This is a genomic window from Enterococcus saccharolyticus subsp. saccharolyticus (assembly GCF_029023825.1).
GTDB classification, from domain to species: domain Bacteria; phylum Bacillota; class Bacilli; order Lactobacillales; family Enterococcaceae; genus Enterococcus_F; species Enterococcus_F saccharolyticus.
The window spans coordinates 2182844-2203331 of record NZ_CP118957.1; the positions used below are offsets into that span (position 1 = coordinate 2182844).

Here is a 20488-nt window from a genome sequence, read left to right on the forward strand (position 1 = left end):
TTATGTTTTCTAAAACACCGATTGAACTACTGGTCAAAGACTTTTCAAATATTTACAACAAGTGTCAGTCTGCTTATGATTTAGTGTCTAGTCGTCGCTTTAATGAATCATTAGCCATTTTAACAACAGCGGAAGCCTACGCCATTGCTGAAAAAGCATATGTTCGTTGTGATACTTTTCCAGAATTACAAACCAAAGAAGTAGAAGAATTTGTCAATGCGTTTGATGTCTTTTACTTTGAATTAAAACAAGTCCTATTCCACACAAACGATGATTTAGACTCACTGAAAAACCGTTTAAAATACATGAGTCAAACGTATGAAACTGTCAATGCGTCATTTAATTTATTGTAAAGGTGAAAAAAATGGATCGATTAGATGTGTTGGATCGTCTCAAAGAAGAATTAGCGCTGCCTTTTTTAGAAATTAAATTAGCAGATAAAGATTATTCTGAAGAGGATTACCAACAATTAAAAAATGAATTATTGCAATATTTTGATGATTACGTCCGTAATGTCGAAAATTAACAAAGAAGCTGCAGAAAATTTCTGTAGCTTCTTTGTTGTTCATTTAACCTATCACAACATCAAAGCTGAATGATTGAGGTCGCTACATTTTTTAGAAACGTGGTATCATGTTCAACAATCAACATCGTCGGCTGAACTGTTTGAATGACTTCTTCTAACTGTTTGTGATTAAACACATCTAAATAATTCAGTGGTTCATCCCAAATAAACAATTCTGCTGGGGTTGCGAGAGATTTCGCCAATTCCACACGTTTGCGTTGCCCCATACTCATGTCTTCAATGCAATTGTTAAAAACGGTGCGTTCGATACCTAATTTGCGTAAATTATTTAATAAGTCTTGGTAACTTAAGCGATGTGTTTCCGCAAATTCTTGTAACGTACCGCGATTATCTTCGTAATTTTGACGTACATAACTAATCGTTACCCCTTGTGGTTGCTGAATCACTCCGCTCATTTCCCCTTGAAATTGTCCCAGTAAGCATTGAATAATCGAGGACTTTCCAGAACCATTTGCTCCTTGAATAGCGATTCGATCGCCTTGATTGATTTCAAATGAGAGTGGTTGGAATAATTGTCGATCTCCATAACGAAGTTGTAAATCTGCTACTTTCAGTAATTGTTTGCGATGTGTGGGTTGCACATTCATAGTCAAAGGATCAATGTATTCAATATCTTTTAATAATTTTTCCTTTTCTGCTGCTTGATCTTCCATTCGCTTGACAATCGCTTTGGAACGTTTCATCGTGCGGGCAGCACGAGCGCCAATTGCTCCTGTGTCGTAAATTGCACCGCTACCTTTTTTCGTGGGCGAACCATATTTGTCTTTTTCACGCCCACGTGACCATTCCGCCTTTTCCGCAGCAGTTTGTTTCAAACGACTCACTTCTTTTTTCAACTTCACATTTTGTTCTTGTTCATAGGCATCGCGTAATCCTTTTTGTTCTTCGTAAACGGAAAAATTGCCTTGATACAACACTAATTGACTTTTTTCAATCGATAAGACATGATCCACAACATCATCCACAAAACTACGGTCATGACTTACGACAATAAATCCTTGTTTCTTTGCCTGTAAATAATCGGCAACTTGTTGGCGCGCGGTCACATCTAAATGATTGGTTGGTTCGTCAATCAATGGAAAATTCACATCATCCACAAATAGCAATGCTAAAAGAACTTTGGTTTGTTCCCCACCAGATAAACTACCAAACTCGCGCCATAATACATCGGCATCTAATTGCAAAAGGTTTAATTCTCTTTCCAATTTCCACTGCTCAAACTCTGAAAGTTCCTGCAACACATAATATGTGAGTTGCGACTTATCTGTGACTGTTTGAGGAAAATAGGTAAAGTTTAACTGATGGTCAATTTTCCCGCTGTACGGATATTCATCCATTAACAAACGCAACAAGGTCGTTTTCCCACGCCCGTTACGTCCAATTAATCCTAATTTCCAATTCGCATCCAACGTTAAATTCGTATGGTCAAATAATAGTGTTGTTTGCGCATCAAAACCAAACGTCACATTTTTTATTTCAATTGTTGTCATTTTATTCACCTCGACTCACCTATCGCTAGGCAAGAAAAAAAATCCTTGGCTATTTTCAGGACAAGGATTTTTTAGACAAAGGTACACAAAAAGACCCTGTATCGAAAAACTTCCCCAATCCTGAAAATCTGCACACTGCTCCCTTGTAAACAAGACAGTCTTCATGCAGCTTCAACAAATTGGCTTAGTTTTTCAATAGAGGATCCCTCACTTCGTTTTTTATTAAAATAAGCATACCATGATTAAAATTTCTTCGCAACGAAAAAATCACAAGTGGAAGGTCTCTTTTATTTTTCGGGCAGTTGCCTCAGGCGTTCGATGCGTATTGTCAATCGTCATTGTTTTCGCTCGTGGCTCCAAAGCTTCCAGTTCACCTGGCAATGAAACTAATCGCCATTTTTTATGCGAGGTAATTAATTCATTGTGGGAAAAATCAAGATTGCGCTTAGATGGTTTCGCTGCTAAACGATCTTCTCCCACATTACGCTCAATACGCGTTTCTAAATCCGTCACTAGTTCAACAAAATAAACTTCTTCGTCAGCATCTAAAAAAATCGCCGCAATCTCTTGTAAAAATTGACGATCATACGCTTCACTAAAACCTATCATTATAGTAAAAATAATTGATTTGGTGAGGTTGTCTTTTTTATTGACGACAAATGATTGGAACAACTCTCGACGCGTCATGTCTGAAAGACGAAAAGTTTCTTTGGTAAATCCTAAAAAATCAGCATACAAATCAATCGTTTGATGATTGTATAATAACTTGCCATCAATAATTTTTTCTAATTCTTTTCCAACAGTCATCTTGCCTACTGCTTGCGCACCGATCAACACAATTAAACTCATCTTGGCCACCTCTTTCGTTTAAGTATACAAAAAAAACCGCCAGTTTGGTTAGGACTGACGGAAAAAGGAGTAATTACTCTACTAAGGAGTAAAATGAAAAATAAAAAGGTTATTGTTGGTTATGAACTTAGTATATATCCTTTTAAGACTTCTGTCATAAAAATAACCTAATAGTTCCATTAAATATTTCTCGTTTTTTGCTTTATTTTTATCATTTTTATTTTTTCAATAATAAACTGGTCATTCGTTGAATTGAAAATGAAATAGCATCGGTTGCTTCATCTTGTTTTTGCTCTGCCGCATCAAAAGCTGCTACATCAATGCCATTTTCAAGACTGGCAATCATTTCTTCGCACCCTTGTACGTAATCGTTGTATGAGCGTTCAAATTTTTTGTGAATTCCCATTACGCGTGCAGTTGGACGCAACGTGCAAACAGTTTGTTGCATCGCTACATATTGATTCGTTCCTTCTTTAAAAATCGACACAATTGCGTCACGACGTTCATCTGAAATAGAAGCTACGTCTTCTTTATCAATCGCTTGACGAATTTCTTCGTAACAAGGATTCATCTCTTCTCCAATTGCTTCTGTATTTTTAACGATATCGTTAATTTTTTGTACATAATAGCCTAAATTAGGTTTCACCCATTATTCCCTACTTTCTTTTTGTTTGCATTCATTGTACCTTTTTTCGATGATTTAGCAAAGTTAAAAAGAAATGGCGTCTCATTTTGTCCAAAGCAAACCATCCGAACTAGCAAGAATAGGCGCTCTCACTAGTTCGGATGGTCTCATTCTTTTTTATTTCAAACAGCAGGTTGTTCTTATTAATCGTCTAGTTCTACTTCTAACACTTCTCCTGTTTTAGCATCTAATTTTACATTGGTTTCTTTGTTACCGTCTTTGACTTGTACATCCCAATAAGTGACATTCATTTCTTTATCTAAGTCCCAATCTGTGGCTTGTCCGCTTTTGGCTTCATCTGTCGCAATTTTTGCGGCTTCTTCGACTGATAATAAATCAGATAAATCTAATTTATCTTCTTGGCGTTTCACACCTTTTTGTTCATCAGCATCCAACGCTTCTTCTTTTTGTTTGGTTACTTCTTTTGTTTGGGCATCAATGGTCACTTCATATTCTTTCTCATCATCCACACCTTCAACTTTATAGAAGTAGTTACCTAATGAAGAGTCTAACTCAATCGTTGTAATATCTGTATCTGGATGCACTTCTTGGTAGGCTTGAATGGCATCTTCCACCGATACTTTAAATTCTGGTACTTTTTCTGTAGTAGTAGATGTAGCAGCAGATGAACTCGTTGTGGTGCTAGAAGACGAGTTGCTTGTGTTCCCATTCCCATTGCCATTACCTGAAGAAACGGGATTCTCTGCGGCACAACCAGCAAAAATAAGCGCTAGGGCAAGTGTACTTGTATATAAGATTGTTTTTTTCATCATCTTCTCCTCCTTGATTTCTACCTTTAGTTTACTTATTTTAACGACCCTTTACTATCGAGTTATCTAAAATTGTCATGAAGAATTCTTCATCTTTTTAGGAAATGCTACTATAAAAATACTGCCTTTTGGCTGATTATTCGTAACGGTTAACTGCCCATGATATTTTTCTACGATAGACGCCACAATCGCTAAACCAATACCCGATCCTTCAACTTTACTTGAACGAGAACTATCTACGCGGAAAAAGCGTTCAAACACACGTTCTTTCATTTCATCTGGTATGCCTTCACCAGTATCTTGAACTTCTAATCGAATCATGTCTGTTTCTATTAAACGGATATGAATCATTTCGTCAGCAGTAGAATATTTTCGCGCATTTCCAAATAAATTTTGGCAAATTTGTTGAAGTTCCATTTCATCTGCATATAGATGAATGTTTTCTGCAATGTCAAACGTCACTTCTTGCGGACACAACGCTTGTAATTTTTGGACTTCTTGATAGACCAATGCTGAAAAATCAATTTCTTGACATAATTGTGTTGCACGATGCTTGCCTAGTAACAGTAATTGATTGGTCATTGTTTCTAAACGCTTCGATTCCTTATCAATGAAATCAATCGACGGTGCAATGACTTCTGGATGTGCTGCACCACGCCTTTTAATTAGTTGCACATGTCCGCGAATCGCGGTTAATGGTGTGCGTAATTCATGAGAAGCATCTGTTACAAATTGCCCTTCGCGTCGCATTGCTTCACGCTGCATTCCCAATAACTGGTTAAACGAAGAGGCTGCTTGTCTAATTTCACTCGGCGTTTCTGGGACACTCAACAACTTTTCTTGGTCATTCGTCAGTTCAATTTCTTTCATTTCTTGGGTCATTTGTTGCAGTGTTCTACTCCACTTACCAACAAAGAAATAAATAATACAACTACCAATTAATACGGCCAATAAATTTAACAATACACTAGTCACTAACATACGCATCATCATTTCAATGACTGTATTCCCATGAACAGCAATATCTACGATTCGTTCATTTTGCTCATGGCGTCGAAAATAGTAAACTTCATCGTCCATCAAGATGATTCCTTTGAAAACCGGTAAGGCGGTTCCTTGAGCTAGTTCCGTAAAAATTTCTTTGCCGTCTTTTGAATAATACGTTGGCCCATCTGTTAAAATAATTCGGACAGCATCTTCTTCATTTTTAGCAATCGTCACATCAACTAAGCCTTCCCAATCGTTGGTTGCTTGCGGGACATCTTCCAATGTCGCCGCAATTTCCTTGGCTTGGTCGGCTAAATAGTAATAGACAGAATAAAGTGAAATCGTAACAAATGCCAAATTGACAATAATCAACAAGCCAATCAAAATAGCCACAAAGCGACTTGTTAATTGAAACTGGGCGCCTTTTTTTCTATCTGTCATCTAGTTCCCTCAATACATAACCGACACCGCGTACCGTTTGAATCATTAAACCGCATTTCCCTAATTTGTTGCGAAGCGTGCGGATATACACATCCACAACATTCGTTTGTCCCATAAAATCATAGCCCCATACGGTATTTAACAATTCGTCACGTGTTTTTATTTCTTCTGGTGTTTTCATTAATTCATACAACATGCCAAATTCTTTGGGCGTTAAATAAATTTCTTCCTCGTCGATGGTTACTTGGTGTTTGGCAATATCTAACTGCAATTGGTGATAGGTAATTGTTGTTGCTTCTTGTTTATTTAAGCGTCGTTCAATGACACGAATGCGCGCAAATAACTCTTCAATATCAAATGGTTTGGTAATATAATCATCCAATCCTGTATCTAAGCCAATCACAATATCCGTTGTTTGGTTGCGAGCGGTCATCATGATAATCGGAATATCGCTCTCTTTGCGAATCCGTCTAGCCACCGTAATCCCATCATATTTAGGCAACATCCAATCTAATAAAATCAAATCGAACGCATGTGTAGCAAAAGCATCTAGTGCTTCTTGTCCGTCTTTCACCCAGATGACCTCATAGCCTTCAAATGTTAATTCAGATTGAATAAAACTAGCTAAACTTTCTTCATCTTCCACTAATAAAATGCTGACATTTTCCATCTACAGCCCTCCTTTTCTTCATTATAAAGAAAGACTTCCTTTTTCGAAAATGTTTAGGGTAAATAATAGATGAAGATTTTTTCATAAAAAAAGTGACTAGCTAAACAGCTAATCACTTTTCCTTATTTTATTCTTTACCCATTGCGCGTTGAATTGCTTTGACAATCTCAACAACTGGAATAATCGCAAAGGAAGCACCTACTACGATTCCCCATTGGTACCAGTCTAAATGCGTTACTTTGAAGATATCATTTAGGCCTGGAATAACGATAATCCCCATCATCAATACAAATGATAAGAGAATCGCCCAGTTGAAGGCTTTGTTTCGGAATGCGCCAACTTTGAACAATGACTGATGAACAGATTTCACGTTGAACGCGTGGAATAGCTGCATCAAACCTAATGTTGCGAACGCCATTGTTAACGCATCTGCATGTTGTAAGTCATACAATCCTGTGGCATCTAAACCTGGCATGTTTGCCGCTGTATGCGCTGGCCATTGTAGCGCAGACCAGTATACAAATAATACGGCTGCAGCTTCTAAAATACCTTGGTAAATAATACTACTCATAACACCACCGGAGAAGAAGTTTGAGTTCTTACCACGAGGTTTGTGCGCCATCAAATCTTTTTCAGCAGGTTCCATACCCAAAGCAATCGCTGGGAATGTATCTGTCACTAAGTTAATCCATAATAGATGGATTGGTAGTAATGTGTCCCAACCTAATAATGTTGCAATAAATAGTGTCAATACTTCCCCTAAGTTTGCAGCCATTAAATATTGGATAGCCTTTTGAATATTTGAGAAGACTTTACGTCCTTCTTCGACAGCAACAACGATTGTCGCAAAGTTATCATCTGCTAATACCATGTCAGAAGCACCCTTAGACACTTCTGTACCAGTAATCCCCATACCAACACCGATATCGGCTTGTTTTAATGAAGGTGCATCGTTTACACCGTCACCAGTCATGGCTACAACTTTACCTTCTTGTTGCCAAGCTTTTACGATACGTACCTTATGTTCTGGAGATACACGAGCATAAACAGAGTATTTTGAAATATTTTGTGCTAAATCAGCATCAGACATTTGATTTAATTCAGCACCAGTTAAAACAGCAGCGTCATCGCCTGGTTTGATGATTCCTAAACGTCCTGCAATTGCTTCTGCTGTATCACGATGGTCACCAGTAATCATAATTGGACGAATACCTGCTTCTTTAGCAACTTTAACTGCACCTGCAGCTTCCGCACGCTCAGGGTCAATCATGCCGACTAATCCAGCAAAGATTAAATCATTTTCAAGTTCTTCTGAAACTAATTTTTCAGGAACACTGTCAATGTATTTATACGCCATACCTAAGACACGTAATGCTTGTTTTGCCATGTCTTTGTTGTTTGCTAATACTTTTTCTTGTTCAGCAGCTGTCATTGGTAAAACTTTACCGTTTAATAGTACTTCTTTGGTACGACCTAATAATACATCTGGCGCACCTTTTACTGCTACTAAGAAACGACCATCTGCCAATTTATGAATTGTACTCATCAATTTACGATCTGAATCAAATGGTAAATCTGCAACGCGGGGTTCTTTCGGTTCTTCTTGACGAACATCAAAGCCTTTATCACGACCAAATTGAACTAAAGCTGTTTCTGTTGGGTCACCCATTAGGTTACCTTCTTGACCGATACGTGTATCGTTCGCGAAGTTCATAATTTTTAACGCCATATTATCCATTGAAATATCATCTGATGCTGCATATTGATGGTCATCAAAGTATAATTTTTCAACAGTCATTTGGTTTAACGTTAATGTTCCCGTTTTGTCAGAAGCAATAATATCAGTAGCTCCTAATGTTTCAACAGCTGGTAATTTACGAATCATCGCATTACGCTTCGCCATTACTTGCGTACCTAAAGCTAAGATAATAGTTACAATCGCTGGCAACCCTTCTGGAATCGCAGCAACAGCTAATGAGATAGAAGTTAATAACATCTCAACCCAATCACGACCATTTAAGACTGTACCAACAAAGAACATGATAACCGCAATAATTAAAATTGCAGCAGTTAAGAACTTACCTAATTGATTCAAGTTACGTTTTAATGGTGTTTCTGTTTCGTCAGCATTTGCTAACATACCCGCAATCTTACCAACTTCTGTGTTCATCCCAGTATTAACAACGATCCCTTTACCACGACCATATGTTACGTTACTGTTTGAATACGCCATATTGATTCGATCACCAATTCCGATATCTTGTCCTTCAAGAACTGTTAATTCTTTTTCAACTGGAACAGATTCACCAGTTAAAGCTGCTTCTTCAATTTTTAATGAGCTTGCTTCGATCAAACGCATATCTGCTGGTACAACATCTCCAGCTTCTAGTAAAACGATATCTCCTGGAACTAATTCTGTACTGCTGACTGTCACGCTATGTCCATCACGTAATACATTCGCATTTGGTGTTGACATTTCACGTAATGCTTCGATTGCTTGTTCGGCTTTCGCTTCTTGGATAACACCCATGACCGCATTGATGATAACTACGGCTAAAATGATGATCGCATCTACCCATTCACGATGACCTTCTGCGTTGGGTACCATCGCAGAAATCGCAGCTGCAGCGATTAAGACCAAAATCATTAAATCCTTAAATTGCTCTAAGAATTTTTGCAACATGGTTTTCTTTTTGCCTTCTTCTAATTCATTGGCACCATATTGAGACAAGCGACTTTTCGCTTCGCTATCAGAAAGGCCTTCAGGTTTTGAACCTAGTTCTTCAAAAACAGCATCCACTGTTTGAGAGTAAAAAGCTTTTGATAGTTGTTGTTTCTTTGCATTTTCCTCTGACATGTTCTTCCTCCTTTGATCTTTGCCTACATACCGCCTATTTCATCAAAAAAAATAGACTTGTGTATGTGCGACACATACATAAGTCTCACTAATTAAGGCAACACCAGAAAAAAAATCTTTTCGGTTGGTGACGTTGCCACAGCGTATGTGCTGCAAGTTACTCCCTCATATACAAAAATTATTACAAGATTTATTATACAAGATGTTTTTTCTTCTGACAATTTATTTGACAGTTTTCTGAAAAGAAATTTGAAAGCCATCTTGTGAAATAAAAAAGAGTGCTACGCTATGCGTACCACTCTTTAGAGTTAAGCAATAATTGAACCGTTTGGCATACCTTTTGGCGCTTCCACGACTTGTAACTTACCAGAAGCATCTTCAGCAGATAGAATCATCCCTTGGCTAATTTGTCCACGCATTTTACGTGGTTTCAAGTTTGCCACAATGACAACTTTCATACCGATTAACGCACTTGGATCTGGATAAAATTCTGCAATCCCAGAGAGAATTTGACGATCTTGGTTATCGCCAGCAGCTAGACGGAATTGTAATAATTTATCGGCGCCTTTGACTTTTTGACAATCAATGACTTCCGCCACTTTTAATTCCACTTTATCAAAATCTTCGTATTTGATTTCTTTGTCTTTTACTGAAACCAATTCTGTTTCTTCTGGATTCCATTTGACTGAATCATCATTATTTTTTGTTCCTTCAGACATTTTCTTTTGAATATATTCTACTTCAACTTCCATGTCCAAACGAGGGAAAATTGGTGTTCCTTTGACGGTTACTTTTGTTTCGCTTGGGAATTCACCAAAATGTAAATCTTTTAAATCCATTGCTGAATCTAGTCCTAATTGGCTAAAGATTCTCGCTGGGGTTTCTGTCATAATCGGTTGCAATAAAATTGCCGCAATGCGCAAGCTTTCTGCTAAATGCACCATCACGCTATCTAATTCGGCTTTGCGTTCTTCATCTTTGGCTAAAACCCAAGGCTCTGTTTCATCAATGTATTTATTGGCACGAGAAATCAATGTCCACACTTCAGACAACGCTGTGCTAAATTCCATTTTATCCATCGCTTCATGGTAACGACCAACTACATTCGCTGCCGTTGTTGATAATTCACTATCAAATGGGGTAACTTTTGACGCATAGTTTGGAACAATCCCCTCACAGTATTTGTTAATCATCGCAATCGTACGGTTTAACAAGTTTCCTAAGTCATTAGCTAAATCGTAATTCACGCGTGCCACAAAGTCTTCAGGTGTGAAGACACCATCACTACCAAATGGAACTGAACGCAATAAATAATAACGTAAGGCATCTAAACCATAACGCTCGACTAACATTTCTGGATAGACAACATTACCTTTAGATTTCGACATTTTGCCGTCTTTCATCATTAACCAACCATGACCAAAAATTTTCTTCGGCAATGGTAAATCTAATGCCATCAACATAATTGGCCAATAAATTGTATGGAAACGGACGATTTCTTTTCCGACCATGTGTACATCCGCTGGCCAGTATCTATTAAATAAGCTCTCATCATCTGATCCGTAACCTAATGCTGTGATATAGTTTGATAACGCATCAATCCACACATAAACCACGTGCTTAGGATTCGCATTTACAGGTACGCCCCATTTGAAAGTTGTACGAGAAACAGCTAAATCTTCTAAACCAGGTTCAATGAAATTTTTTACCATTTCATTTTTACGTGCTTCTGGCAAAATAAATTCTGGGTGTTCATTGTAATAGTCCAATAAACGATCCGCATATTTACCCATACGGAAGAAATAAGATTCTTCTTTTACTAATTCAACTTCATGTCCACTTGGCGCTTTTCCGCCAATTACTTTGCCATTTTCATCACGATAGACTTCTGCTAATTGTGTTTCTGTGAAGAATTCTTCATCAGAAACAGAATACCAACCTTCGTACTCACCTAAATAAATATCATCTTGGTCTAGTAATTGTTGGAAGATTTTTTTCACCGCTTCTTTATGGTAGTCATCAGTAGTCCGAATAAATTTATCGTAACTAATGTCCAATGTTTTCCATAATTTTTTGACATCTGCTGCCATACGGTCAACGTATTCTTGTGGCTCAACGCCTAGTTCTTCTGCTTTTTTCTCAATTTTTTGTCCATGTTCATCTACTCCAGTTAAGTAGAAGACATCAAATCCCATTAATCTTTTATAGCGAGCAACTGCATCACAAGCAATTGTTGTGTATGAATTACCAATATGTAATTTGCCGCTTGGGTAATAGATTGGCGTAGTGATATAAAAAGTTTCTTTCTCAGCCATGGGTCTCCTCCTCTGCTCTAAAACGAGATTATTCTTTGCTAGTATACCACATTTTAGTTAGTGTGTTTTTATTTTTAACTGAGTTTCCTAAATTTCTAACTGTGAAAAGAATTTTTGGTGGATAAACTAAGTTTTGCTATAATATAAGGCGTACGAATGAAAGGAGCTTCTATGAAAACCAAACAACCATCAATTTTATTCATTTTTATTCTTATTACTGCCATTCATGTTTTATTTTGTAATTTCTATCCACCCATCTATGGGTACATGAATATCAATGGACAGTTACCGCTTTTTTTAATGCTGACTAAGCTTGTCCGCGTAGCGATTTTATTAGCAATTATTGGGTTAGGTTTTACCCAAATGCAAGAAAAAAATAAAAAAGGGATGTTCGCATACCTCGCTCTTTTCTTCTTTAATTTAATTCTGATGTTTCTCTTTTCCTAGGCTTTAGCTTCTATATAAAGCATGATACAATGAAAAGACGAATAGATTACTTAGGGAGGGAAAAAGATGGCATTTGCTTCCAAAGCAGAAGAAAAAATTTATTACGAACAACACGCGACAGAAGAAGAATTTCTAGAGTGGTACAAAAGACAAGAACAACCGAAATATGAAAAACCTTCTGTCACTGTCGATATTGTTTTAATGTGTTACAACAAAGAAGACGATCAATTAAAAGTGCTTTTAATCCAACGGAAAAGCAATCCGTATCGTGAATCGTGGGCATTACCGGGAGGCTTTGTCGATCCGAATGAATCTACTGGTGAAAGTGTACTACGAGAAACCGAAGAAGAAACAAGCGTCCGCATATCTGCCCAAAACATTGAGCAACTACATACCTTTAGCACGCCAAATCGAGATCCACGTGGTTGGGTCGTTACGGTGAGTTATCTAGCTTTTATTGGCGAAGAGCCCTTATCTGCTGGAGATGATGCCAATGAAGTCCGCTGGTTCTCATTAGAACGTAAAGACAATCAGTTGTATTTGATTAACGGGGATGTAGAAATTATCTTAGATTTACGTTCTGGACAATCATTAGGCAAAGATACATTAGCTTTTGACCATAGCGAAATCATCCTCAAAGCCTTTAAACGTATCGTCAATAAAATGGAACACGAACCACAAGTCTTACAAGTGCTCGGCGATAGCTTTACCATTACCGAAGCACGAAAAGTTTTCGCAAAATTTCTCGGGGTAGATTTTCGTACGATCGACCACTCCAATTTCAAAAAATCACTGTTGCGTTTCTTTGATGAAATTGGCGAACGTCCGGTGGGAATCGGTCGTCCGTCGAAAATTTATCGTTTAAAAGAAGACGTTTTTCATGAAGAAATCTAATCACAAAGAAGCTGTTTTGCCACTAGGACAAAACAGCTTCTTTTCGGTTTTTCATAATTAGTGGACAGTGTTCCTAGAAACAAAAATGCCAAGATTTTTTCTATACCCTAGGCGATCCCTGAAGTCCCTTTCAGTTCTTATCTGATTAAGTCAATTGTGCACGACCTAAACGTTCTATTTCTTTACACTTTTCATTTTTCAACTCTTTTACTTCAATATAACGAATTTCTTTGCCGTACCACCGGCCTTTATATTGAATCCGTTGAATAAATTGTTGCCAATCAGCTTCTGAAAACTCCCCAGTTTCATTTTTAAACTTAGGTTTGGATTCGATAAATAAATAATCAAAATCACGTACCAAGTTAATTGTGAGCTGATCGATAAAATTTCGTTTTTGATCCAATTTTGTTGCGCGTAATTTTAAGACGCGTTCTTTTTGTTTTTGATAGTTTTTTGCATGAATTAAACGTACTTTACGTTTTTTAGCAACTTTTGCTCTTAGTTGCAATTTCTTTTGCTCTTTCCCTAATTGTTTCACTAAATGAGATTGATCGATTTGTGGTAATTCTTTTTTAGCAGAAATTTGAATCAAATTCTCTGGACAATAAGAAATCCCCACTAAATCATTTGTTTTAGGCAACTCTTCTACTTCTTCAACACATAAAATAGATGCGTAAAATTCACGATTACGTTTGGCAGAAATCGTTACTGATTTAATCGTGCCACGCACTTCGCGATGCAAATGAATCGGCACCAGACTTTTTAGTTTCGGTACTTTTAAATACTCGCCTTCTAAATAAACCGTATGTTGCTGATTATTTGTAGTATACGATTGCCACGTGCTTTTTTTCGTCTTCAATTTTGGGTAACCAGCCCGACCACTGAAATAATTACGAAACGCTCGCTCCAAATTTCTTTGGGCATTTGCTAAAGCTAAACTGTCTGTTTTTTTTAAAAAAGGATATTCTTTCTTCAATGAAGCAGGCGTTAGCGTCGTATTTCTTGCCGTACCTGTGTGTCTAGCCATTAGTAAGTGATTGTATGTAAAGCGAACACAACCAAACGTTTCAATAAAAAACTTTTTTTGTTTTTCATCTGGGTAGATGCGAAATTTATAACCTTTTAATACGCTCATTTCTCCACCCCTTACTCCAATCTCCTCTTCAATCATAATTTCCTAAAAATTCTGAATACTCAGTTTATACGGATACGTATCATAATAAGCAATCCTGAGGTATTAATCAAGAGAAAAACACTAATTTGTTTTTCTCTTAATCAACTTTACATGTTATTTATTTTTCTTTTGTTCCAATTTCTCTTGATACATGACTTTTTCTTCGTCTGTTGCATAGACATAATGTCCTTTAGCAATTTCTTGCATTTTGCGTGGACGCGTATCTGTTGGATTGTCGACATATTTGATACGTTGACGTGTACGTTCATAGTCTGGATCAGGCAATGGAATAGCTGATAACAGACTTTCTGTATATGGATGCACCCCATGGTAATAGATGTCATCACTGCTACCTACTTCTAATAATTTCCCATGGTGCATTACACCAATACGATCACTGATGTGTTTCACCATTGATAAATCATGGGCAATAAATAAGTAAGTCAACTTGTGTTCTTTTTGTAAGTCTTGTAATAAATTCACGACCTGTGCTTGAATCGATACGTCCAAGGCAGAAATTGGTTCATCACAGATGATGAATTTTGGATCGACAGCTAAGGCGCGGGCAATTCCGATACGTTGACGTTGACCACCTGAAAATTCATGAGGATAACGTGTGCCGTGGTTTGGATTTAACCCAACTGTTTTTAATAGCTCATTGACACGATCATTACGTTCTTTTTCAGTTTTCGCTAATCCATTGACATCAATACCTTCTGCAATGATGTCACGCACTTTCATTCGTGGATTTAATGACGCATACGGATCTTGGAAGATCATTTGCACATCACGACGAAAATCTTTCATTTCTTTTTTTGATTTTAAGGCCATTACATCATTGCCATCAAACATCACTTTTCCACCAGTTGGTTGATTTAAACGAATCACTGTACGTCCAGTTGTTGATTTTCCACTACCGGATTCTCCAACTAAACCAAACGTTTCACCTTCATAGATGTGGAAAGTAATATCATCAACAGCTTTCACTTCGTCTTTACGACCGACGTTAAAGTATTGTTTTAAGCCTTCAACTTCTAGTAAAACTTTTTTCACTTACTTCCCCTCCTATGCTCTTCCTAGTTGTTTTTCTTTAAATTTCGCCCAACGAATTTGAATTTCTTCTGGTGGCGTTACTGGTGGTGCTTGTGGTGCTAATAACCAAGTTGCCGCTTTATGCGTTGGTGATACCTCGAAGAATGGCGGTTGTTGTTCCGCATCAATTTTTAAAGCAAATTCATTACGAGGATAAAACGCATCGCCCACTGGTGGTGCTAATAAATCAGGAGGCGTTCCTGGGATAGCATATAAGCGATCGCCCGTTCCTTCTAAAGTTGGCATTGAACCTAACAAGCCCCAAGTATATGGATGTTGTGGATTGTAGAAAATTTCTTCTGCCGTCCCAATTTCAATAATTTTTCCAGCATACATTACCGCCACACGGTCAGCTACATTAGCAACCACCCCTAGGTCATGTGTGATGAAAATAATTGATGAATTCATTTTTTCTTGAATTTCTTTTAACAATTCTAAAATTTGTGCTTGGATTGTTACGTCTAACGCAGTTGTCGGTTCATCCGCAATTAAAATGTGTGGATAACAAATCAATGCAATGGCGATAACGATACGTTGACGTTGACCACCTGAAAATTGGTGAGGGTAGTTATTCAAACGTTTTTCAGCATTTGGAATGCCCACTAGTTTCAATAATTCTAACGCTTGTGCCAAGCCTTCTTTTTTCGAAATTTTGTTGTGTTTTAATAATGACTCTGCTACTTGTTTTCCAATTGTCATCGTTGGATCAAGTGAAGTCATCGGATCTTGGAAAATCATCGCGATTTCTTTTCCGCGAATTTTTTGCATTTCTTTTTCTGATTTTTTCAAAATATCTGAGCCATTAAATAAAATTTCGCCACTTTCAACGACAGCATTATTTGCTAATAAGCCCATGATACTACGGGTAGTTACGGATTTCCCACTACCTGATTCACCTACGATTGCTAAAGTTTCACCTTGATATAAATCGAAATCAACGTTACGAATGGCTTGTACTTTACCCGCATAGGTTTCAAATGAAATTTTTAAATCTTTTACTTCTAAAATTTTCTTCATCATACTCACTCTTTCATTTTCGGATCAAAAGCATCTCTTAGTCCATCTGCTAACAAGTTAAAGCCAATCATAATTACTGATAATACAACTGCTGGAATCCACATTTGATATGGTAAGAATCTAAATGTTTTATATCCATCACTCAATAACATCCCTAATGAAGCGGTTGGTGGTTTTAAACCTAACCCAATGAAGCTTAAGAATGCTTCGAAGAAAATCGCAGAAGGGATACTAAACATCATTTGGACAATAATGACACTAGAAATATTCGGCAAGATATGTTTAAAGGCAATTTTACTACGCTTTTCACCTAACGTTGTCGCTGCCAATACAAACTCTTGGTCTTTCAATTTCATCGTCTGTGCCCGCACAATCCGCGCCATTGGAATCCAGTTTGTAATCGCCATTGCGGCAACAATTGAGAAAATACCTGGTTTAAATACAACTAACATCAAAATCATCACAACTAAATTTGGAATACCTGATAATACTTCTAAGATACGTTGCATCACGTTATCGACACGACCACCTAAAAGACCAGAAATCAAACCATACGTTACACCAAAGATAATATCTAGCATCGCTGCGATAAACGCAATCAATAATGAGATACGTGTTCCCATAAATAAACGACTCAATAAGTCACGACCTAAACCGTCTGTACCTAAATAGAAATACACATCATCTGGTACGTTAGCTGCCGCATATTTATCCACTAATTGACCACCAACTGTTGCTGTTCCATTAAACCCATTAATATCAATACCTGGGATTTTTGGAGGTAAGTTAATATAGTTTACATTTTGTGCAGTTGGGTCATGTGGTGAGAAGAAAATCGTCACGATTGAAATCAACAAAATGACCAGTAATAAGCTACTTGAAAATACAGCCGCTTTATTTTTCTTCAAACGACGCCAAGAATCTTGTAAGAAACTTAAAGAAGGTGCCGAAATAACTTCACGTTCAATCGTCGTATTTTTTTCTAAGGGTTCAAATTGAGAAGCTGGAATTTGATTAATTTCTGCTTCAGTTCTCTTTGTGTTTTCCATTATCCACGACTCCCTTCTGATACACGAATACGAGGGTCAACAATTCCGTATAAGATATCGACAATAAAAATCACAAAAATTAACATTGCTGAATATAAAATTGTTACCGCCATGATTGTTGGGTAGTCATTTGTCATGATTGATTTTACGAATTGTTCCCCGATACCAGGAATCGCAAAAATGTTTTCAACAACCAATGAACCAGTCATCAATCCAACAGCTAAAGGTCCTAATAATGTTAATAATGGGATTAAACTGTTACGCAATCCATGGCGGAAAGCAATTTCCCAACGACTTAATCCTTTGGCACGAGCTAATTCAACATAATCACTGTGTAAGACTTCAACCATTTCTGTACGAATGAAACGCGCAGAATCGGCTAATGGTGACATTGCAAGGGCGATTGTTGGTAAAATAGTGTAGATGAAACTATCCCATTTCGCGATTGGTAAAATTTGTAATTTAATCGCAAAAATGTATTGTAATAATACCGCAAAGACAAAGTTAGGAATAGAACGTCCCAAAATGGCCACTAATGTTGCACTTGTATCCACCCAAGAGTTTTGCTTCATTGCTGAAATTGTTCCTAAAATTGTTCCAAAGAACGTTCCAAAGATGATTGCTTGCACACCTAATTGCATAGATGGTCCAATACGACCGCCTAACAAACTAGAAACTGCTTGGTTTTTAAATTGGAATGAAATCCCAAAATCCCCTTGTAACAAGTTTACTAAGTAATTTCCATATTGCACAATTACGGGTTTATCTAAGCCCAATTGTTTATTCAAGAGAGCAATTTGCTCTGGCGATAATTTTTCTGCATTTGAATACGGTGTTCCTGGTAGAAATTGCATTAAGAAAAAAGTAATTGTTGCAATTAACCACAACGTAATCAGCATATAAAATACGCGCTTTAATAAGTATTTGATATAACTATTCACGATAGCTCCTCCTAATTTATTTTGACTTCTAGACAATAGTTCTGTAAATTAAAACTATCCCTTGGTTATTATACCAATTTTTGAAAGAAAGGATAATTTTATGTATTTAAAAAAAAGTTCGTGGTTAATTAGCCTTGCTTGTACACTTTTTAGTGTGGTTCGCTTACTTATCCTACAAAAATTTTCATTCAGTGCTTTATCAGATTCACTCTTTCTTTTTACATTGCTGTTTCTCATTGTTGGCGGTTTTCTGTGGGTATTTGCTTCCGGATTTTTTGATCTCTTTCAAGCATCCTTCAAAAAACGCAGTCAAAAATCAAAAACAGAGTATTTGAAATTGTCAGAAGTTGGTCGCTCTAGCTTTCGTTTTTGGCTAGAACCGGCAGGCATTTTACTTGTTTTGAGCTTGCTATCTTTACTGATAGCAATTAGAAAATAACATAGGCTGAAACCCTACTTTTCGTAGTAGTGTTCTCAGCCTATTATTATTTGTCCCTTTTACTCATTTCAAACGATTATTCTTCGATTGTTACCCATTTGTAGTCATATTGTGCGCCTGCTACGTGAGCAACAACACCTTTAACTTTTTCAGCACGTAGATGTGCTTCTGCTTTTTGATATGTTGGAATAACACCTTGGTCTGCCATGATTGTTTGCTCTGCTTTAATCAAGCTATCCCAACGTTTTTCTGGATCAGTTGCATAAGTGTTGTTCGCTTCATCAATCAGTTTATCGTATTCAGGATTGCTGTAACCACCACGGTTGTAAGAATTACCTGTTACAAACAAGTTTGTAAAGCTACTTGCATCCGCATAGTCAGCACCCCATCCACTACTTACCAAATCAAATTCACCAGCATTTGAACGGTCCAAACGTACTGAGAATGGTACTGGACTTAAAGTTACTTTGAAACCATCTAAGTTTTCTTCAAGTGTATTTTGTAGATACTCAATTAGTTTTTTCGTAGAATCGGTATCAGAAGCTAAGAATTCTGCTTCAAGTGTGTCGATACCCAATTCTTTTTTCGCTTTTTCCCAATGCTCTTTGGCTTTTTCTGGATTGTATTCTAAAACAGAACCAGCTTCTTCAGTGAAGTCTTTATCATCAGTTGGGCTAAATGTCATTTTTTCTGGTACTAAACCAACAGCTGGAGCTGAACCATCACCTAAGATAGAGTTTACCAATGCTTCACGATCAATCGCATAAGAAATAGCTTTACGTAAATCTTCATTACGGTATGGTGAGTTTTCATCTCTTTGATTTAACTCAATATAATAAGTCGTTGCTTCTGGTTGAGCAATGTATGCTGGGTCATTTTTCATTTGTTGTGCTAATTCACCCGTCAAAATAACATCATCAACTTGTCCATCTTGGAATAGATTCAATGCTGTATTTGCTTCTTTTACAACACTAACGTTGATTTGATCTAATTTGACAGTATCTTTATCCCAGTAGTTATCATTTTTCACGTAGTTCCATTCAGTGTCTGTACCTGGTCCATCAAAACCGTCTAAAGTAAATGGTCCATTATAAACTGCATTGGCACTTGTCGCAGCATATTTGTCACCAAATTCTTCAACTGTTGCTTGATGTAATGGGAAGAATGATGGGAACGCTAGTAAGTAATCAAAGTATGGTGTTGCTTTTGCTAAAGTGATTTCTAATTCATAATCGCCTACAGCTTTAATTCCTAATTCTTCAGGTTTTTTAGAACCTTCTGCAATTTCTTTTCCATTTGCAACAACTGCAAACATTGATGCATATTCAGAAGCTGTCTCAGGTGCTACTGTACGTTGCCAACCATACACATAGTCTGCTGCTGTTACAGGGTCACCGTTTGACCATTTTGCGTCTTCACGTAATTTAATTTTATACGTTAATCCGTCTTCACTGACTTCTGCTTTTTCTGCTGCACCAGCTGGTTGAGGAATGCTATCTTTATCTAAGCGATAAATTCCTTCAAACACATTGTTTAATGCTGAAAAACTAATTGTATCTGTCGCTACAGATAAATCGGCTGTTGGCATTTCTTGTTGTACAACCACGTTAAATTCTTGTGGTGTACCTGAAGTGCCTTCTGCTGCGTTACTACCGTCTGTTTTGTTACCACCTGTTGTACAACCTGCAAGCACTAAACCACAGATAGCTAGAAAACCATAAGCATATCTTTTCTTCATTACTAAAACTCCCTTAAATATCCGTGAATTTTCAGAATAATTCATTT

General features: G+C 37.2%; 19 protein-coding genes. 5 read left to right on the plus strand and 14 right to left on the minus strand.

Translation table 11 applies throughout. From position 1 onward, the window contains the following. The first annotated feature begins 2 nt into the window (after positions 1-2). Positions 3-353 (plus strand): hypothetical protein, encoded by a 351-nt coding sequence (locus tag PYW32_RS11155; RefSeq protein ID WP_016174212.1) that lies wholly within the window; start codon positions 3-5, stop codon positions 351-353. 11 nt (positions 354-364) lie between these two features. Then, positions 365-526: a hypothetical protein gene (locus PYW32_RS11160; protein WP_016174211.1), complete on the plus strand. Its 162-nt coding sequence runs from the start codon at positions 365-367 to the stop codon at positions 524-526. Positions 527-585: 59 nt separating this feature from the next. On the opposite strand, the gene PYW32_RS11165 is transcribed toward PYW32_RS11160, so the two are convergent. The 8 genes from PYW32_RS11165 to metG all read right to left on the minus strand — a co-directional run bounded on the left by PYW32_RS11165 (position 586) and on the right by metG (position 11650). Next, a complete protein-coding gene (locus tag PYW32_RS11165) occupies positions 586-2076 on the minus strand; it encodes an Lsa family ABC-F type ribosomal protection protein (RefSeq protein ID WP_016174210.1) in 1491 nt (496 codons plus the stop codon). 267 nt (positions 2077-2343) lie between these two features. After that, the gene (locus PYW32_RS11170) at positions 2344-2925 is read right to left on the minus strand and encodes a DEAD/DEAH box helicase family protein (protein ID WP_016174209.1); all 582 of its coding nucleotides are present in this window, start codon (positions 2923-2925) and stop codon (positions 2344-2346) included. Positions 2926-3142: 217 nt separating this feature from the next. Then, the gene (locus PYW32_RS11175; RefSeq protein ID WP_016174208.1) at positions 3143-3571 is read right to left on the minus strand and encodes a hypothetical protein; all 429 of its coding nucleotides are present in this window, start codon (positions 3569-3571) and stop codon (positions 3143-3145) included. 182 nt (positions 3572-3753) lie between these two features. Beyond that, positions 3754-4380 carry a PepSY domain-containing protein gene (locus PYW32_RS11180; RefSeq protein WP_211210771.1) on the minus strand — a complete coding sequence of 209 codons (627 nt, stop codon included), beginning with the start codon at positions 4378-4380 and terminating at the stop codon, positions 3754-3756. A gap of 75 nt (positions 4381-4455) precedes the next feature. Continuing rightward, complete coding sequence (locus PYW32_RS11185; protein WP_016174206.1) at positions 4456-5808, minus strand: HAMP domain-containing sensor histidine kinase; 1353 nt, start codon at positions 5806-5808, stop codon at positions 4456-4458. Continuing rightward, entirely contained in the window at positions 5798-6478 is a 681-nt protein-coding gene (locus PYW32_RS11190) for a response regulator transcription factor (RefSeq protein WP_016174205.1), read from the minus strand. The genes PYW32_RS11185 and PYW32_RS11190 overlap by 11 nt, the downstream gene beginning before the upstream one ends. Before the next feature lie 127 nt (positions 6479-6605). After that, positions 6606-9335 carry a cation-translocating P-type ATPase gene (locus PYW32_RS11195; RefSeq protein WP_016174204.1) on the minus strand — a complete coding sequence of 910 codons (2730 nt, stop codon included), beginning with the start codon at positions 9333-9335 and terminating at the stop codon, positions 6606-6608. A 308-nt stretch (positions 9336-9643) separates the two neighbouring features. Further along, a complete protein-coding gene (gene metG, locus PYW32_RS11200) occupies positions 9644-11650 on the minus strand; it encodes a methionine--tRNA ligase (RefSeq protein ID WP_016174203.1) in 2007 nt (668 codons plus the stop codon). Positions 11651-11821: 171 nt separating this feature from the next. On the opposite strand from metG, the gene PYW32_RS11205 reads away from it, so the two are divergent. Together PYW32_RS11205 and PYW32_RS11210 are read left to right on the plus strand one after the other, a co-directional pair. Then, positions 11822-12097 carry a hypothetical protein gene (locus tag PYW32_RS11205; RefSeq protein ID WP_016174202.1) on the plus strand — a complete coding sequence of 92 codons (276 nt, stop codon included), beginning with the start codon at positions 11822-11824 and terminating at the stop codon, positions 12095-12097. Positions 12098-12163: 66 nt separating this feature from the next. Next, positions 12164-12991 (plus strand): NUDIX hydrolase, encoded by an 828-nt coding sequence (locus PYW32_RS11210; protein WP_016174201.1) that lies wholly within the window; start codon positions 12164-12166, stop codon positions 12989-12991. Between the two features lie 145 nt (positions 12992-13136). Here the strand turns inward: PYW32_RS11210 and PYW32_RS11215 are convergent, their stop codons facing one another. The 5 genes from PYW32_RS11215 to opp3b all read right to left on the minus strand — a co-directional run bounded on the left by PYW32_RS11215 (position 13137) and on the right by opp3b (position 18264). Next, the gene (locus PYW32_RS11215; protein ID WP_035010034.1) at positions 13137-14126 is read right to left on the minus strand and encodes an RNA-guided endonuclease TnpB family protein; all 990 of its coding nucleotides are present in this window, start codon (positions 14124-14126) and stop codon (positions 13137-13139) included. Between the two features lie 153 nt (positions 14127-14279). Further along, a complete protein-coding gene (locus tag PYW32_RS11220; RefSeq protein WP_016174199.1) occupies positions 14280-15218 on the minus strand; it encodes an ABC transporter ATP-binding protein in 939 nt (312 codons plus the stop codon). Between the two features lie 12 nt (positions 15219-15230). Next, positions 15231-16274, minus strand: a complete 1044-nt coding sequence (locus PYW32_RS11225) for an ABC transporter ATP-binding protein (RefSeq protein WP_035010032.1) — start codon at positions 16272-16274, stop codon at positions 15231-15233. A gap of 5 nt (positions 16275-16279) precedes the next feature. Then, on the minus strand, positions 16280-17323 hold the full coding sequence (gene opp3C / locus PYW32_RS11230) for an oligopeptide ABC transporter permease (protein ID WP_016174197.1): 1044 nt from the start codon (positions 17321-17323) through the stop codon (positions 16280-16282). Continuing rightward, the gene (opp3b, locus tag PYW32_RS11235) at positions 17323-18264 is read right to left on the minus strand and encodes an oligopeptide ABC transporter permease (protein WP_016174196.1); all 942 of its coding nucleotides are present in this window, start codon (positions 18262-18264) and stop codon (positions 17323-17325) included. The genes opp3C and opp3b overlap by 1 nt, the downstream gene beginning before the upstream one ends. 100 nt (positions 18265-18364) lie before the next feature. Between opp3b and PYW32_RS11240 the strand changes: the two genes are divergently transcribed. Beyond that, positions 18365-18703 carry a DUF3899 domain-containing protein gene (locus PYW32_RS11240; protein ID WP_016174195.1) on the plus strand — a complete coding sequence of 113 codons (339 nt, stop codon included), beginning with the start codon at positions 18365-18367 and terminating at the stop codon, positions 18701-18703. Positions 18704-18779: 76 nt separating this feature from the next. On the opposite strand, the gene PYW32_RS11245 is transcribed toward PYW32_RS11240, so the two are convergent. Continuing rightward, positions 18780-20441: a peptide ABC transporter substrate-binding protein gene (locus tag PYW32_RS11245; RefSeq protein WP_016174194.1), complete on the minus strand. Its 1662-nt coding sequence runs from the start codon at positions 20439-20441 to the stop codon at positions 18780-18782. Between the last annotated feature and the right edge of the window lie 47 nt (positions 20442-20488).

Coding starts and splice junctions, on each gene's coding strand:
- PYW32_RS11210 (WP_016174201.1), top strand. CDS start 12,164: ATGGCATTTGCTTCCAAAGCAGAAGAAAAAATTTATTACGAACAACAC.
- PYW32_RS11185 (WP_016174206.1), bottom strand. CDS start 5,808: ATGACAGATAGAAAAAAAGGCGCCCAGTTTCAATTAACAAGTCGCTTT.
- PYW32_RS11180 (WP_211210771.1), bottom strand. CDS start 4,380: ATGAAAAAAACAATCTTATATACAAGTACACTTGCCCTAGCGCTTATT.
- PYW32_RS11160 (WP_016174211.1), top strand. CDS start 365: ATGGATCGATTAGATGTGTTGGATCGTCTCAAAGAAGAATTAGCGCTG.
- PYW32_RS11190 (WP_016174205.1), bottom strand. CDS start 6,478: ATGGAAAATGTCAGCATTTTATTAGTGGAAGATGAAGAAAGTTTAGCT.
- opp3C (WP_016174197.1), bottom strand. CDS start 17,323: ATGGAAAACACAAAGAGAACTGAAGCAGAAATTAATCAAATTCCAGCT.
- PYW32_RS11240 (WP_016174195.1), top strand. CDS start 18,365: ATGTATTTAAAAAAAAGTTCGTGGTTAATTAGCCTTGCTTGTACACTT.
- PYW32_RS11195 (WP_016174204.1), bottom strand. CDS start 9,335: ATGTCAGAGGAAAATGCAAAGAAACAACAACTATCAAAAGCTTTTTAC.
- PYW32_RS11225 (WP_035010032.1), bottom strand. CDS start 16,274: ATGAAGAAAATTTTAGAAGTAAAAGATTTAAAAATTTCATTTGAAACC.
- metG (WP_016174203.1), bottom strand. CDS start 11,650: ATGGCTGAGAAAGAAACTTTTTATATCACTACGCCAATCTATTACCCA.
- PYW32_RS11245 (WP_016174194.1), bottom strand. CDS start 20,441: ATGAAGAAAAGATATGCTTATGGTTTTCTAGCTATCTGTGGTTTAGTG.
- PYW32_RS11170 (WP_016174209.1), bottom strand. CDS start 2,925: ATGAGTTTAATTGTGTTGATCGGTGCGCAAGCAGTAGGCAAGATGACT.
- PYW32_RS11215 (WP_035010034.1), bottom strand. CDS start 14,126: ATGAGCGTATTAAAAGGTTATAAATTTCGCATCTACCCAGATGAAAAA.
- PYW32_RS11165 (WP_016174210.1), bottom strand. CDS start 2,076: ATGACAACAATTGAAATAAAAAATGTGACGTTTGGTTTTGATGCGCAA.
- PYW32_RS11155 (WP_016174212.1), top strand. CDS start 3: ATGTTTTCTAAAACACCGATTGAACTACTGGTCAAAGACTTTTCAAAT.
- PYW32_RS11205 (WP_016174202.1), top strand. CDS start 11,822: ATGAAAACCAAACAACCATCAATTTTATTCATTTTTATTCTTATTACT.